The organism is Paraglaciecola polaris LMG 21857 (genome assembly GCF_000315055.1).
GTDB lineage: Bacteria > Pseudomonadota > Gammaproteobacteria > Enterobacterales > Alteromonadaceae > Paraglaciecola > Paraglaciecola polaris.
The window spans coordinates 37,878-51,819 of the sequence record NZ_BAER01000039.1 but is presented as its reverse complement, the minus strand read 5'-3'; the positions used below and the strand labels follow the sequence as shown (position 1 = coordinate 51,819).

The 13,942-nt window shown below is 44.2% G+C and carries 17 protein-coding genes; 12 read left to right on the top strand and 5 right to left on the bottom strand.

The features are described from left to right. Positions 1–62 precede the first annotated feature (62 nt). Entirely contained in the window at positions 63–1,373 is a 1,311-nt protein-coding gene (tolC, locus tag GPLA_RS07705) for an outer membrane channel protein TolC (RefSeq protein WP_007104303.1), read from the bottom strand. Positions 1,374–1,595: 222 nt separating this feature from the next. Between tolC and nudF the strand changes: the two genes are divergently transcribed. The 6 genes from nudF to GPLA_RS07675 all read left to right on the top strand — a co-directional run bounded on the left by nudF (position 1,596) and on the right by GPLA_RS07675 (position 7,324). Further along, the gene (nudF, locus tag GPLA_RS07700) at positions 1,596–2,216 is read left to right on the top strand and encodes an ADP-ribose diphosphatase (protein ID WP_040514171.1); all 621 of its coding nucleotides are present in this window, start codon (positions 1,596–1,598) and stop codon (positions 2,214–2,216) included. Next, a complete protein-coding gene (locus GPLA_RS07695) occupies positions 2,200–2,655 on the top strand; it encodes a DUF1249 domain-containing protein (RefSeq protein ID WP_007104301.1) in 456 nt (151 codons plus the stop codon). Before nudF ends, GPLA_RS07695 begins: the two co-directional genes overlap by 17 nt. Positions 2,656–2,671: 16 nt before the next feature. Further along, complete coding sequence (locus GPLA_RS07690; protein WP_007104300.1) at positions 2,672–3,412, top strand: metallophosphoesterase; 741 nt, start codon at positions 2,672–2,674, stop codon at positions 3,410–3,412. Between the two features lie 10 nt (positions 3,413–3,422). Then, complete coding sequence (locus tag GPLA_RS07685; RefSeq protein ID WP_007104299.1) at positions 3,423–4,016, top strand: YqiA/YcfP family alpha/beta fold hydrolase; 594 nt, start codon at positions 3,423–3,425, stop codon at positions 4,014–4,016. Positions 4,017–4,101: 85 nt separating this feature from the next. After that, complete coding sequence (parE, locus tag GPLA_RS07680; protein WP_007104298.1) at positions 4,102–5,991, top strand: DNA topoisomerase IV subunit B; 1,890 nt, start codon at positions 4,102–4,104, stop codon at positions 5,989–5,991. 43 nt (positions 5,992–6,034) lie between these two features. Then, positions 6,035–7,324 carry a hypothetical protein gene (locus GPLA_RS07675; RefSeq protein ID WP_007104297.1) on the top strand — a complete coding sequence of 430 codons (1,290 nt, stop codon included), beginning with the start codon at positions 6,035–6,037 and terminating at the stop codon, positions 7,322–7,324. A 44-nt stretch (positions 7,325–7,368) separates the two neighbouring features. On the opposite strand, the gene GPLA_RS07670 is transcribed toward GPLA_RS07675, so the two are convergent. Together GPLA_RS07670 and GPLA_RS07665 are read right to left on the bottom strand one after the other, a co-directional pair. Beyond that, positions 7,369–7,698, bottom strand: coding sequence for a DMT family transporter (locus GPLA_RS07670; RefSeq protein ID WP_007104296.1), 330 nt, complete (start codon positions 7,696–7,698; stop codon positions 7,369–7,371). Between the two features lie 73 nt (positions 7,699–7,771). Beyond that, positions 7,772–8,083 (bottom strand): hypothetical protein, encoded by a 312-nt coding sequence (locus GPLA_RS07665; RefSeq protein ID WP_007104295.1) that lies wholly within the window; start codon positions 8,081–8,083, stop codon positions 7,772–7,774. Positions 8,084–8,198: 115 nt separating this feature from the next. Here GPLA_RS07665 and GPLA_RS07660 point away from each other — a divergent pair, with 115 nt between their 5' ends. Then, positions 8,199–8,387: a hypothetical protein gene (locus tag GPLA_RS07660; protein ID WP_007104294.1), complete on the top strand. Its 189-nt coding sequence runs from the start codon at positions 8,199–8,201 to the stop codon at positions 8,385–8,387. Here GPLA_RS07660 and epmB read toward each other — a convergent pair whose 3' ends face one another. Next, complete coding sequence (gene epmB, locus GPLA_RS07655) at positions 8,388–9,413, bottom strand: EF-P beta-lysylation protein EpmB (protein WP_007104293.1); 1,026 nt, start codon at positions 9,411–9,413, stop codon at positions 8,388–8,390. A gap of 37 nt (positions 9,414–9,450) precedes the next feature. On the opposite strand from epmB, the gene efp reads away from it, so the two are divergent. From efp to GPLA_RS07630, 5 genes are all read left to right on the top strand, one after another. Continuing rightward, the gene (gene efp / locus GPLA_RS07650) at positions 9,451–10,020 is read left to right on the top strand and encodes an elongation factor P (RefSeq protein WP_007104292.1); all 570 of its coding nucleotides are present in this window, start codon (positions 9,451–9,453) and stop codon (positions 10,018–10,020) included. A 69-nt stretch (positions 10,021–10,089) separates the two neighbouring features. Continuing rightward, on the top strand, positions 10,090–11,073 hold the full coding sequence (gene epmA / locus GPLA_RS07645; protein ID WP_007104291.1) for an elongation factor P--(R)-beta-lysine ligase: 984 nt from the start codon (positions 10,090–10,092) through the stop codon (positions 11,071–11,073). An 86-nt stretch (positions 11,074–11,159) separates the two neighbouring features. Continuing rightward, on the top strand, positions 11,160–12,296 hold the full coding sequence (locus tag GPLA_RS07640) for a GGDEF domain-containing protein (protein WP_007104290.1): 1,137 nt from the start codon (positions 11,160–11,162) through the stop codon (positions 12,294–12,296). A gap of 65 nt (positions 12,297–12,361) precedes the next feature. Next, a complete protein-coding gene (locus tag GPLA_RS07635) occupies positions 12,362–12,808 on the top strand; it encodes a hypothetical protein (protein WP_007104289.1) in 447 nt (148 codons plus the stop codon). A 1-nt stretch (position 12,809) separates the two neighbouring features. Next, positions 12,810–13,331 carry a GNAT family N-acetyltransferase gene (locus tag GPLA_RS07630; RefSeq protein WP_040514164.1) on the top strand — a complete coding sequence of 174 codons (522 nt, stop codon included), beginning with the start codon at positions 12,810–12,812 and terminating at the stop codon, positions 13,329–13,331. Positions 13,332–13,335: 4 nt separating this feature from the next. Here GPLA_RS07630 and GPLA_RS07625 read toward each other — a convergent pair whose 3' ends face one another. Then, the gene (locus GPLA_RS07625) at positions 13,336–13,932 is read right to left on the bottom strand and encodes a peptidylprolyl isomerase (protein ID WP_007104287.1); all 597 of its coding nucleotides are present in this window, start codon (positions 13,930–13,932) and stop codon (positions 13,336–13,338) included. Positions 13,933–13,942 lie beyond the last annotated feature (10 nt).

Sequence of the window (13,942 nt, the reverse complement as noted above, 5' to 3'; positions counted from 1 at the left end):
CCTGAGTCTGCTTTTTTTATGTTATTTGGCCCATCATAAATGATCCGCCTTTAACCCATCGACTAATTAAGTTGTGCCGTTAAGCCTTGGTTGATATCAGTAACGTCGTCAACGGATAACGTACCTGCAGCTAACTTAAGGTTAAGTACGCTAATGACATAGCCGTAACGGGCGCTTGATAGATTACGACGGGCATCAAACAAGTTACGGGTACTGTTTAGCACATCAACTATGGTACGTGTACCGACATCGAAACCGGCTTCAGTGGCTTTTAACGCACTTTGCGCTGAAATCACCGCCTGTTCAAAGGCTTTAATACGTGAGATTGACGCTTTCACATCGTTATAGTTAGAACGAATACTACGAATAACGGAACGATGAATACGTTCACGATCTTCGCTGGTGGCAACAAATCTATGTTTCGCAGACTCAACGCTGGCTGATACGCGACCGCCTGTATATAGAGGTACGTCAACAGACAACTGTACGCCGTAGGTGTTAAAACGATCATTTCCGCCAGCACCAGGGTTAATAGCAAAGCCGTCAGTATCGTTACTGTTGGCACTGGCGCCTAAGCTAACAGTTGGATAATGACCGGCGCGGGCACTTTTAATATCAAATTTTGCGATATCCACACTGGCGTTTGATACCAATAACTGCAAGTTGCGTTCTTCGGCCATTTTCAGCCAATCATTTACGTTAGCCGGCGTCGGTAAACTGGCCGAGAACTGCTCAGTGTTAAGCACGTTTAAATCTGGGTAATAAATACCCGTGATTTCACGAAGGGCTTCAAGGTTGGTTTCCACTGCGTTTTCAGCACTGATTTCTGCAGCGACGGATGTATCGTATTGTGCTTGTGCTTCATGTACATCAGTAATGGCGGTTAAACCCACTTCAAAACGTTGCTTGGTTTGCTCAAGTTGACGGGCGATAGCGCGTTTCTCGGCGCGAGCAAAGGCCAAATCGTCTTGTGCTTGTAAGGTGTCGAAGTAGGCGCTAACAGTACGTAAAATCAAATTCTGCATGGTCAAGGCAAGGTTGGCATCAGATTGACTGGCAACCAATTCGGCGCGGTCTAAGCCAACCCAAAGCGAACGATCGTATATGGTTTGTGATAGATTTAGGGTCGCATCATTGGTAGAGCGATCTAAATCGCCGTACGTTTCTGCCGCTTCTAACGTCAGGGATATTTGCGGCAACAAACCAGCCCGGCTGATGTCGATATCAGAAAAAGCCGCTTCTCTGCTGGCTTGTGATTGCAATGTAGCGGGATCGTTTTGCAATGCTTGCTGATATACGCCTAATAGGTCATCAGCGAATGCGTGAGACGATACGCCAAAGCTAATCAATAGCGAAAGAAGTGTTTTTTTCATGTGGGTTCCTTGATGAATTTTGCTTGTGGCAGCGATACTGTTATTTTTATGTTCTATATATGTCGAGTATAAAGAGGCTAAAGTTTAAAGACATTAAGTGCGAACACGAAACATCTAGACGTAAAACTAGGTCCTCAAGTGTAACAGAATATTATACTAGCCATCGACTGGTAAATGTTGCTTCACTATATGCTACTAGAGTTCAAATATTAAAGAGGGATTATGTCCAAAATTCAGCAGTTTTCTCACAAAGATGTCGAAGTTACCTGCAAAGAACCGCTTTATGAAGGTTTTTTTAAGATGGTGAAATACCATTTTAAGCACAGATTATTCAAAGGCGGTTGGAGCGAAACCGTTGAGCGAGAAATATTTGAACGGGGTCATGCCGTTGCGGTATTGCCTTACGATCCCATATTAAAAGAATTCGTCATGATTGAGCAAATTCGCATTGGCGCATTAGCCACCTCGAATTCACCATGGTTGTTAGAGATTGTGGCTGGTATCATCGACCCTGGAGAGACTGGGGAAGATGTATGTTACCGAGAAGCGCAAGAAGAAGCGGGCGTGACAATCACGGATCTTAAAAAAGCCATTAGTTATTTAGCCAGTCCAGGCGGTACGACCGAGCGATTACATATCTATGTGGCGCAAGTTGATGCGAGTCAAGCGAAAGGCGTGCATGGCTTGGATGACGAAAGTGAAGATATCTTGGTACACCGAGTACCAGAAGATCAAGCGATAGAGTGGATTAATCAAGGAAAGATCGATAATGCAGCCACACTGATTGCGCTGCAATGGTTTGCTATGAATAAACAACGAGTACTTGATGACTGGAAACAATGAATACAATTTAAAACGTAAATATGTACCGCACCTGCCGAGCATTCAGCGGGTGTGCGCGTTAAACTATGTACGCTTAATTAAATTATTACCAGATTGCGATACCGAAGATCTTGAGTATCAATTTAAGGTTAATAACACCCTTAATTACAGTATTAAAATCCTTGAGTGCAGTCGTTACACTAGCACTGTGGCAATGTCTCAGGAGTCTATTGTAGGACCTGATTACATGCGACCAGTGGTGCGTATACGTCTGTACCACGATGCTCAACTCGCTGAGGTTATCGAATCTCAGCATATTGGGGCGCTAAAGCCGAGTTATGAATACCCCAATATAAAAATGTACCAAAAAAATGAAAAAGAAATGGTCAACCTATTTCTGAGTGAATGGTTATTATTTTGCTCTAAATACAAAGATCAACTTTACGCAACGAGCGTATAGTCGCCGTGAGGTATGTGTGAGTTTTCAGATTGCGCAAATTTCAGATTGTCATCTGTTCGCAGATAAACACGAAATCAGTTATCAGGGCATTAATCCTTATGTGAGCCTTGAGGCTGTATTGGCAAAGGTTGCGCAAAATGGTCCGGATTTGGTAATAGTCAGTGGCGATGTTAGCGCTGATGAAAGCTTAACCAGCTATCAACACTTTTCCCATTTGTGGAGCCAAAGTGAGATATCGGCACCTTTACTCGTTATACCTGGCAATCACGATGATCTGGCCAGTTTAGATAAAGAGTTAAACGCATCTGCAGGTTGGCCTGTGTCACGAAGTGCTGGGGTATATTGGCGAATTCATGCCTTAAACACAAAGGCGCAAGGTACTGCTGGAGCAATATCAACCAACCAGCTTGATTATATAAACCAGCAAGTCAGCATGAACCCAGAAGCGCACCATTTACTGGTGGTGCATCATCACCCCTTTGCGTGTGGTGGTTGGATGGATAACCATCCTTGGCACAACAGTGACACATTTGTCGCCCAAGTGAGCAAACATCAGCAAATTAAAGCTGTCATTTACGGGCATATACATCACGCTAGTCATCGCCAGCATGAACATTGCTGGTACTTGTCAGCACCCTCTACGTGTTGGCAATGGGCGATAAGTGCCCAGTTTTCAACCAGCGAAGAAGCACCTGGTTATCGTGTCATCAGCCTGAATAATAATGGCCTAGTCGACAGTCATATCATCAGAATTTAACGGAATATTCATGACGTATAACAAACGTGAAAAAGTGATTATATATTTGCACGGCTTTCTAAGCTCGCCTCAGTCAGTGAAAGCCCAGCAAACTAAGGCGTTTGTGGATGAATACTATCCAGACTTAATATTCTATATTCCGCAACTGGATAATCACCCAAAGCCCGCCGCGAAGATGCTGGACGAATTGGTAGCGCAGCACCCAAATTCGAAACTGGGATTTATTGGCAGCTCAATGGGAGGCTATTTTTCCAGTTATTTGCTTGAACGATATGGTGGCAAAGCGGTGTTGATAAATCCTGCGGTGCAGCCATACAATTTATTAACCGATTATTTAGGTGAGCACGTTAATCCTTATACCGAGCAGAAATTTAGTTTGCGCGAATCTCATACTCACGACCTGAAGACGTTCGATACCCCCACGTTAGCCCAACCGCAAAATTATTGGGTTTTATTGCAAACGGAAGACGAAACTCTAGACTATCGACTTGCTGAGCAAAAATATTTGGGGGCGAAGGTGACCATAGAGCAGGGTGGGGATCATAGCTTTCAGGGATATGAGCGGTTCTTGACAGATATTTTTCAGTTTCTGCTGCAAGACTAAATGAAGCTTGGTATAACATGAACGCAACGACTCGAGCATATCGTCAGGTAATTTTCGTTAACGACCCACAACTACAATAAGAACTATGTCTAATCAATATAACGCAGATGCAATTGAAGTTTTAAATGGCCTTGACCCGGTCAAACGTCGCCCAGGTATGTACACAGATACCACAAGGCCCAACCACCTTAGCCAAGAAGTCATCGATAACAGTGTGGATGAAGCACTCGGCGGGTTTGCAAGTTCGATAAAAGTTGTTTTACATGCTGATCAATCATTAGAAGTGACGGACGATGGGCGTGGTATGCCAGTGGATATCCATGCTGAGGAAGGCATATCTGGCGTCGAATTAATCATGACCAAATTGCATGCCGGGGGGAAATTCTCCAACAAAAACTATCAATTTTCTGGTGGTTTGCATGGAGTGGGCATCTCTGTGGTCAATGCGCTCTCAAAGCGGGTTGAAGTCAGTATTCGTCGTGACGGGAGTGTGTATCAAATCGCTTTCGAAAATGGTGACAAGGTTGAAGATCTTAAAGTCATCGATACCTGTGGTAAACGTAATACAGGTACGCGAGTGCATTTTTGGCCGGATCCTCAGTATTTTGATTCAAGCAAATTTTCAGTGACTAAATTATTGCATGTGCTGCGTGCAAAAGCGGTGTTATGCCCTGGATTACGCATTCGTTTTGACGACAAAGTCAGCAAAGAAAGTCATGAATGGTATTTTGAAGACGGTTTAAAAGACTACTTGTATCAATCTGTTGGCGAAAGTATGACGTTGCCAGTTGAAGCGCCGTTTGTTGGTGCTGTGAGCGGCAACACGGAAGCGGTGGACTGGGCGGTTATTTGGTTGCCTGAAGGCGGTGAAATGATCACCGAGAGTTACGTTAACCTTATTCCTACGGCTCAGGGCGGAACCCACGTCAATGGCTTACGCCAAGGCTTGTTGGAGGCGATGCGTGAGTTTTGCGAATTCCGCAACTTATTACCCCGTGGTATTAAGTTAACCCCAGAAGATATTTGGGATCGCTGTAGCTATGTGCTGTCAACTAAGATGCAAGACCCACAATTTGCTGGACAAATTAAAGAACGCTTATCATCACGACAGGCCGCAGCCTTCGTATCTGGGATTGTTAAAGACGCGTTTAGTTTATGGCTGAATCAACATACAGCTATTGCCGAGCAATTGGCTGAAATGTGTATCAGCAATGCCCAGACACGGTTACGTCAAAGCAAAAAAGTCGCGCGTAAAAAAGTCACTCAAGGTCCAGCTTTACCTGGGAAATTAACCGATTGTTCGACACAAGATACCGGGCGTTCCGAATTATTTTTGGTGGAAGGGGACTCTGCAGGTGGCTCCGCCAAGCAAGCACGAGACCGTGAGTTTCAAGCCATCATGCCTTTGCGAGGTAAAATTTTAAACAGCTGGGAGGTTGACTCATCACAAGTACTGGCTTCTCAGGAAATCCACGATATATCTGTAGCCCTTGGGATCGACCCAGATTCTGATGATTTAAGTGGATTGCGTTACAATAAAGTGTGTATTCTCGCAGATGCTGACTCTGATGGATTACATATAGCCACCTTGTTATGTGCTTTATTCGTTAGGCACTTTAGGGCGTTAGTCGACAATGGACATGCCTATGTGGCTATGCCGCCTTTATTTCGCATCGATATTGGTAAAGAGGTTTTTTACGCTTTAGACGAGGGGGAAAAACAAGGGATTTTAGATCGCATCGCCGCGGAGAAAAAACGCGGTAAAGTGAACGTGCAGCGCTTCAAAGGCTTGGGTGAGATGAACCCACTGCAATTACGCGAAACCACAATGGATCCGAATACACGACGTTTGGTTCAACTGACCATAGAAGATCCCGTCGACATGATGGAAACCATGGATATGTTGCTAGCAAAAAAACGTGCTGGTGATCGTAAGTCATGGTTAGAAAGCAAAGGTAATATGGCGGACGTATAGTTCGCTTTGCAATATTCACTCTTTTAGTATGCAAGGACTCAGTTTGCTGCGTTTTTTCAAAGTTTTCGTTATTTTATTGTTGATCGTGGTTGGTTTGGCTGCGGTATTGTTTATTGCCAGCGTAGAAGATAAACCCCTCGTTGTATCGGCGAGCGCGACTCAGGTTGATGATGCTGACTCGGTAAAAGAGTTAATTGAGCAAATACAGCAAAGTGTTAAGGACCGCACTTTGGATCAGCAAATACCTTTGAGTGAAAACCAGCTTAATAGTTTGGTTGGTTTTCTACAGCGCGCCAAAGAGCAGTTTCAAGGACAGGTCAATATCACCCCAGTAGCAAGCAGTATTTCGGCTAGCTATCAACTGCCACGTAATCCCATTGGTCGTTATATTAATTTTAGCGCGCTAATTCTCCCCGGGACTGGATTACAGTTATCAGAAGTGCGCTTAGGTAGCATTGTGCTGCCAGGTAAAGAGACATTGGCAACATTAGTGTGGTTAGCAGATGGGTGGACAGACAGCACGATAGCCAGTCAATTTGTGCAACAAATTGACAGTATACGTATGTTTCAAGGCAGTATGGTCATTGCCATGCGCCCTTTAGATGCATTTTTACGTAATCTAAAAGATCTTAAGCGAGATATCAGTGTCGACACGGATTTAAGTTTGGCTACGGCACATTATTTGCGTTTTTTAGCAAATTTAGATGTGGGTAAACGGCCGTCTTCCCAGTCTTTGGCGCGTTATATTCAGCCCTTGTTTGTTGAGGCAATGAGTCGTTCAGCGGCGGATACCGCTGGTGAAGAAAACGAAGCGGCAATTATGGCGATAGCGACCTATGCGGGTCACCACAGATTTGCCAATTTTGTTGGTAATGTGCAGCCTCAGCCAAAACGCATCGCCGCGCCACGTATTATGCCGACATTAATGGGGCGTTCTGATTTAAGCCAACATTTTATATTTTCTGCCGCGATAAAAGTCTTGTCTGAGCAGGGCTTAACGGCTGCTATCGGAGAATTTAAAGAGTTGATGGACCGAGGCGAGGGAGGCAGCGGTTATAGCTTTATCGATTTAGCCGCTGATCATGCTGGGGTCAATTTTGCCCAAGTGGCCACAGATGAAAAGCGTGCGTTCGCCTTACAGCGACTGTTAGCTGCTAGTAGCAGTGAAAGTCCGTTTTTTCCGGATACCGCAGGTTTGCCTGAGAACCTAAATAAAGCCGCATTTACAGAGCGTTTTAAACAAGTTGATAGCCCTGAATATAAGACGTTGTTAGCGGAGATCGACCGGCGGATAGGGTTATTGCCTGTCAGTCAATTAACACAGACTCAATAAGATAAGCACCAATTGACCTTACTGCGCATTACAGCAAGGCGCTGCTAATGCCCTGTTGTATTGGAGAACAGGTTTATCACGATAACGCCGGCCAAAATAAGCAACATACCGATAATAGCAGGTGTGTCCGGTAAGGTTTTGGACATCACCGCAGCTATGGTGGCGATCAGTACGATCCCCATGCCCGCCCAAATGGCATAGGCAATGCCCACAGGAATGGTTTTAAGCACCAGAGACAAAAAGTAAAAGGCCGTAGCATAGCCGATAACACATAAGGTGCTAGCGAAGGCATGATTAAATCCGTCTGATGCTTTTAATGCCAGTGTGCCAATGACTTCGGCAATAATTGCTGCGCTGAGATACCAATACCCCATCGTGTTCTTCCTTATAAAATCAATCGAGCCATATAACCAATGAGCGTTGATAAACCTGTGCCTAACGTGGGCACTAGTCTTTAACGCTGAATTGAAACTGATTGAGAGTCGTGAGCAATAACTCGATTTTCTTTACCACGCTGGGCAAGGCTTGTTTTTGCTGCTCTGTGTCCAGTTGACTCAAATTAGCGATATCTTGGGCGAGTTCTTCCACGTAGGGTTTGAAGAAACGTCCAGTGGCAGTAAAGCCAGAATCCTCGGGGAAAATAGCTTGGAACTTGCCTTTTCCAGAGCTTTGTAGTTTGGCAATAATATCATCCGCATCAATTGATTTGCGGTATATGAGTTGGGCGTGTTCGGTCAGTTTTTCAATAATTGTTTGCATAGTTCATACTTAATCAGTTGAAAGGTTAAAGATTTGCGCGTAACGGTCGATAATAGCGAAGAGCGGGCGATTCTGCCTGCTTTTCAACTTTGCTACAAGCAATAGGGGTTCTGGTATGGAAATTCAAGGAGGCGCTGCCTCTGGATCATCCGGTGCGACGCTTGAGATCAAATCGTTACAGATGGCTAAATCCCAGCAGGAACGAGATGGACAAGCGACGCTTCAGCTGCTGGAGTCAGCAGCTGACGTACCATCATCTTCATCAAGTCCAAATTTAGGTTCCGTGGTCAACACGTTCGCCTAATTAGGGATGAAGATTTAAATCAATTGGCGTTTTACCGGGTTGGCCGCCTATCTCACGCACGAGTTTCGGTACCAAGAAACCCGGTAAACGTCTTATCATTTCAGCCATTATTGTTTTGGCTATCTTATCGTCTAAGTCGAAATGTTGGGCGCCTTGTACTTTGTCCATCACATGTAAATAATAGGGTAATACGCCCGCTTCGAATAATGTTTCACTTAACGCCACTTGTATGTCTGCATGGTCATTTATGTCTTTGAGTAATACACCTTGATTTAATAGCGTTACCCCAGCGTTTGTAAGTTGCTTCAACACGTCGCGCAGCGACTGATCAATTTCTTGCCCATGATTAATATGCAACACCATAACGGGTTTTAGCCGAGTTTGGGTGAACCACTCAATTAGCTGGGGCGTGATGCGTGATGGTATAACCACAGGCAAGCGAGTGTGGATCCGAATTCGTTTGACGTGAGGAATGAGGGAAATTTCTTCCGTTAACCAGGCGAGAAAGTCGTCTTTCGCCATTAATGGGTCGCCGCCTGAGTAGATGACCTCGTTTATATTTGTATCGTTTCGTATGTAATTTAAGGTTTCTTGCCACTCGTGTTTATTTAAATGGTTGTCTGCGTAGGGGAAATGACGACGAAAACAGTAGCGGCAATTGATGGCACAGCCGCCTCTAACGAGCAACAATACGCGACTTTGGTACTTGTGTAGTACACCAGGTTTGTCATTATCTTGCTCTTTTAACGGATCAAGCAAATAATTCGGGTCGTGTAAAAATTCTTTTTTACTGGGAAATACTTGACGGAAAAGGGCGTCGTTTGCATCCCCTTTTTTCATGCGTGCGGCAAAAGGTAACGGTACACGCATAGGAAATAAGCGCCGTGCAGCGATATCGTCTTTAAATAACTGAGGGTCTAACTTTAAGTAAGTTAACAGCTCAAGAGGATCTGAAAACGCACTTGAAAGGACTTTTTGCCAGTTATTCTCTACAGCAATGAGTTTTTTAGGTATTATTTGTGTCAACTAGATACTCTACACAGTTAATTGATTACGAGGAAGCATGGCTAATATCAGCACTAATGAGTTTAAAGCGGGCGTTAAAATTATGCTCGACGGCGAACCTTGCAACATTCTTGAAAACGAATATGTTAAACCTGGTAAAGGCCAAGCCTTTAACCGCGTTAAGTTAAAAAAACTTATCTCGGGTAAAAGCCTAGAGAAAACCTTTAAATCAGGTGAGTCTTTCGAAGGTGCAGATGTCATGGATGTCGAGCTGTCATATTTATATACCGACGGTGAATTCTGGCATTTTATGAATAATGAGTCGTTTGAGCAAATCGCCGCAGACGAAAAAGCTGTTGGCGATAACGTTAAATGGCTAGTCGAAAACGATAGCTGCACCATTACATTGTGGAATGGTACACCGATTGTGGTTAGCCCTCCTAACTTTGTTGAATTAGAAATTACTGAAACAGACCCTGGCCTGAAAGGTGATACCGCAGGTACTGGCGGCAAACCAGCCACATTGAGCACAGGTGCGGTTGTTCGCGTGCCTTTGTTCGTGCAAACAGGCGAAGTAGTTAAAGTCGATACACGCAGCGGTGAATATGCCTCTCGCGCTCAGAAGTAAATAATATAAATTTGTTGAAGGCCTGCATTACTGTAGGCCTTTTTTATGTCTGTAGTCTAGGGATCATCAATGAAGTATGCCTCAAAAGTAGCTTGGCAGCCTACGGCTGATATCCAATCTTTGCGTCAGCGCGCGGGTATTATCGCCGTTATTAGACAGTTTTTTGCACAACGCAACGTGCTAGAAGTAGAAACGCCGAGCTTGAGCAACGCGACTGTGAGTGACGTGCACATGCGTGTCTTCGATACTCAATTTAGTGATCCTATGTCGCCTGAGCAAAGAACCTTTTATCTACAAACGTCACCTGAGTACGCAATGAAACGGTTGTTATGTGCGGGCAGTGGGGCGATTTATCAAATGGCGAAGGCATTTCGTAATGAAGAGGCAGGTAAACACCATAATCCAGAATTTACCATGTTGGAATGGTACCGACCTGGTTTCGATCATGTGAAATTAATGGATGAAGTCGATGCGTTAGTTAAACAGGTAATCGGCTGTCAGCCGGCGGAGCGAATGAGCTATCAGCAAGCGTGTTTGTCGCATCTGTCAATAGATCCATTAAGCGCATCGTTAGGTGAACTACAAAAACGAGGTTGTGAATTAGGCTATGAACACATTTGTCGAGACGAGCAAGACAAGGATACGATCCTACAGTTGCTATTCAGTCATGAAGTCGAGCCGTTCATTGCCAATGAACGTCCGTGCTTTATTTATGAATTTCCCGCTAGTCAGGCCGCGTTAGCGAAAATAAAGGTAAATGATGCGCGTGTGGCTGAGCGCTTCGAGCTGTATTACAAAGGAATTGAGTTGGCCAATGGCTTTCATGAACTGAGCAATGTGGCCGAGCAGCGGCAAAGGTTTGATGCTGACAATGCCCAGCGCCGCGCCAGCGGTTTGCCGCACATTACCACTGATGAATTGTTTTTAGCTGCCCTTGACGCGGGGTTGCCTGATTGCGCAGGTGTGGCCGTAGGTATCGATAGATTGGTGATGCTGGCGCTTAATAAAATTGAAATCAGAGAAGTCATTGCATTTAATTACCACAATGCATAATTTTTGTGGCCTTCACCTAGTTGTAAACGACATATTTCGACTATAGTTATTTAAAGGAAGCCGTATAGACGTAGAATCGAATTCGCATGCAGATAGTACCAAGACCCCCCTCACACCAAGCTTTAGCTTATCAACAAGCCTCAATTGAAAATAATTTAACCTTAGTCTGGTATTTTTCTATTGTGGCGTTAATTGGCTTTGGTGTGCATTTACTGCATCATCTGCGCTTAGGCACCGGAGCATTTAGCGAACCAATGCTGCCTTATTTGGTGGTGTATTTAAGCAATGTCATCTATGCATTCCTTAATTTTTTACTTCTACCTTCTGCCCGCGCTGCGTCTAAGGTTTCTTGGCACGTGACCTTGCTGGAGTTGTTATATCCGGCTTTTTTAGCTTTCATGGCAACCGTGCTGTCAATTTATACCAGCATTCAAGGGCATGGACCCGTGCCTTTTATCATGGGCATGATGGTGATTGCTATGTTAGTGCAGGGGCACTTACCATTTTTGTTTATATTATTATTATTTTGTTGGCTGTTTGTCAGTGCTGGTTTGTTGTTTATGTTGCCTATTGGAGAGGCTTCTTCACCCATTTTGACCTGTTTTACCACTATGCTTATTGCCCTGTTTATTGCTCGATTAGCTGAACGTTCCCGGGTAACCCAATTTGAAGTTCTGCAAGAGCTGCATGAAAAAAACCGTTTATTAGAAGAATTAGCGGTGCAAGATCCGCTGACAAAATTAAATAACAGACGTTATTTCACCAATAAACTGGAAATGGAAACGGCGCGTAGCTTGCGTTATCACCATCCTCTTAGCTTGTTGATTGTCGATGTGGATGACTTTAAAAAGATAAACGATAGTGACGGACACTTAGTTGGGGATGAAGTATTAATAGAGATAGCGGCGTTAGTTAATCAACAGATGCGTTCTGAGGATATTGTTTGCCGATACGGTGGTGATGAGTTTGTCATATTATTAGTGGAAGCCGGTACCGAGCAATCAAAGGATATTGCAAATCGAATTTGTGATTCAATCAACCAGCATAATTTTGCTAGAGCAAGCCATAAAGTCACGGTTAGCATCGGCTATGCACAATATGTGGGCCAATCTTTGGGGGATTTCATGCAGCAAGCCGATAGAATGATGTATACCTCTAAAAAGCGTGGCAAAAATCAGGTGGCCTTTTTCGGTTATGATGTTGGGTCAGAAACAGCAAAATAGAGAATTTGATTCTCGTTAAGTAAGTACCTAACATAAGCAGTGTTTTTTACCACGTAAGATTACCCATGCCGTCAGCCCTTAGTGCGCAAGAACAAGAATGGATCACGCTTCAAAATCAGTATGATAGCTACGAAAAACTGGCTTGTGCCATTAAACTCGTCTGCATTAGTGTTGTCGCTTTTATGCTGTTGTTGCATGCGTCTAGTTTGTTAGTCGCCGCAATTATCGCTGTTTTTTGGCTGCAAGAGGCGGTTTGGAAAACCTTTCAAGGGCGTATTGAAGCGCGTTTATTGATCCTTGAAGCAACATTCTCAAGTGACGGTTCCTTTCCCCAACAAGATGTATCCCCGATGCAATTTAATCTGCAATGGGCAGCAACACGCCCAGGCATTTTGGGACTTGTGGCGGAATACGGAAAATCTGCATTGAGACCCACAGTGGCATTGCACTATGTCTTGTTGTTGTTGGTTGTCATGGCAGCTTATTTGCAACTCTTTACGGCCAGTATTTAACGTGTCCCTTCATTTTTCTGGTATACAAACCGCTAGATTGCGTTTTAGATTGTTAAACGATGCGGACGCAGAGTTTATTCTACGTTTGTTAAATGAGCCTGGTTGGTTGCAATATATTGGGGATCGCGGTGTGCACACCCTGGACGACGCGAAAAATTATATTTACTCGGGGCCGCTTAGCATGATTAGAGCCCATGGCTTCGGTCTATACTTGGTTGAACGAAAGGAAGATAAGGTCCCAGTGGGGATCTGTGGATTGTTACAGCGAACGATGCTAACAGTGCCGGATCTTGGTTTTGCTTATTGCACCGAGTTTTATCGCCAAGGAATAGCATTTGAAGCCGGTGACGCAATGTTGACTTATGCGAAAAATATACTCGGATTAAGCAAAGTTGCTGCGCTAACTGCTTTGGATAACGAGCCTTCAATGGCGTTGCTTAAAAAGCTTGGCTTCGAGTTTGAGCGAAAAATATCGTTAAGTGAACAAACGGAAGCCAGCAACTTATTTAGCAAAATATTATGAGCGATTAAACGGGCGGTAATACGCTGACGCGCTTAATGATAACCGGTTCTACGGGTACATCTGCCCAGCCCCACGTCGTATCGTAGTCTGTTTCTACTTGTGATATCGCATCAAGTACTTCTGTACCTTCAACAACGTAACCGAACACCGTATATCCCCAGTCACGGCCCGGATCCAAACTGACGTTGTCATTCATATTAAAAAAGAACTGACGATTTGACGAATGAGGATCTTTCTGACGTGCCATGGCCACGGTATACATTTCGTTTTTTAAGCCATTACCTGATTCGTTAATGATATCTGGGAAGGACGGTTTTTCCGCGAAATCCACATCATACCCGCCTCCCTGTACAATAAAATCAGCCACTACTCGATGGAATATAGTGTCTTCATAACTACGTTTGTCTACATAACGTAGGAAGTTGTTAACGGCAATCGGCGCACGGGAGCGGTCTAACTCAAGGGTAACGTCACCCATCGAGGTGACTATTTTCACTCTGGGGTAAAAGTTATCGGCTTGAATTTGGCTGCCGTCATCTTTTTGTTTCGCCAATACTGGGGCACTAATAAGAAAAATACTAATAAATAAGGCACGTAACATTATAAGCTCC

Bases quoted from the DNA above. Each gene is read 5' to 3' on its own strand.
- tolC (WP_007104303.1), bottom strand. From the start codon at position 1,373: ATGAAAAAAACACTTCTTTCGCTATTGATTAGCTTTGGCGTATCGTCT.
- nudF (WP_040514171.1), top strand. From the start codon at position 1,596: ATGTCCAAAATTCAGCAGTTTTCTCACAAAGATGTCGAAGTTACCTGC.
- GPLA_RS07695 (WP_007104301.1), top strand. From the start codon at position 2,200: ATGACTGGAAACAATGAATACAATTTAAAACGTAAATATGTACCGCAC.
- GPLA_RS07685 (WP_007104299.1), top strand. From the start codon at position 3,423: ATGACGTATAACAAACGTGAAAAAGTGATTATATATTTGCACGGCTTT.
- parE (WP_007104298.1), top strand. From the start codon at position 4,102: ATGTCTAATCAATATAACGCAGATGCAATTGAAGTTTTAAATGGCCTT.
- GPLA_RS07670 (WP_007104296.1), bottom strand. From the start codon at position 7,698: ATGGGGTATTGGTATCTCAGCGCAGCAATTATTGCCGAAGTCATTGGC.
- GPLA_RS07665 (WP_007104295.1), bottom strand. From the start codon at position 8,083: ATGCAAACAATTATTGAAAAACTGACCGAACACGCCCAACTCATATAC.
- GPLA_RS07660 (WP_007104294.1), top strand. From the start codon at position 8,199: ATGGAAATTCAAGGAGGCGCTGCCTCTGGATCATCCGGTGCGACGCTT.
- efp (WP_007104292.1), top strand. From the start codon at position 9,451: ATGGCTAATATCAGCACTAATGAGTTTAAAGCGGGCGTTAAAATTATG.
- epmA (WP_007104291.1), top strand. From the start codon at position 10,090: ATGAAGTATGCCTCAAAAGTAGCTTGGCAGCCTACGGCTGATATCCAA.
- GPLA_RS07640 (WP_007104290.1), top strand. From the start codon at position 11,160: ATGCAGATAGTACCAAGACCCCCCTCACACCAAGCTTTAGCTTATCAA.
- GPLA_RS07635 (WP_007104289.1), top strand. From the start codon at position 12,362: ATGCCGTCAGCCCTTAGTGCGCAAGAACAAGAATGGATCACGCTTCAA.
- GPLA_RS07625 (WP_007104287.1), bottom strand. From the start codon at position 13,932: ATGTTACGTGCCTTATTTATTAGTATTTTTCTTATTAGTGCCCCAGTA.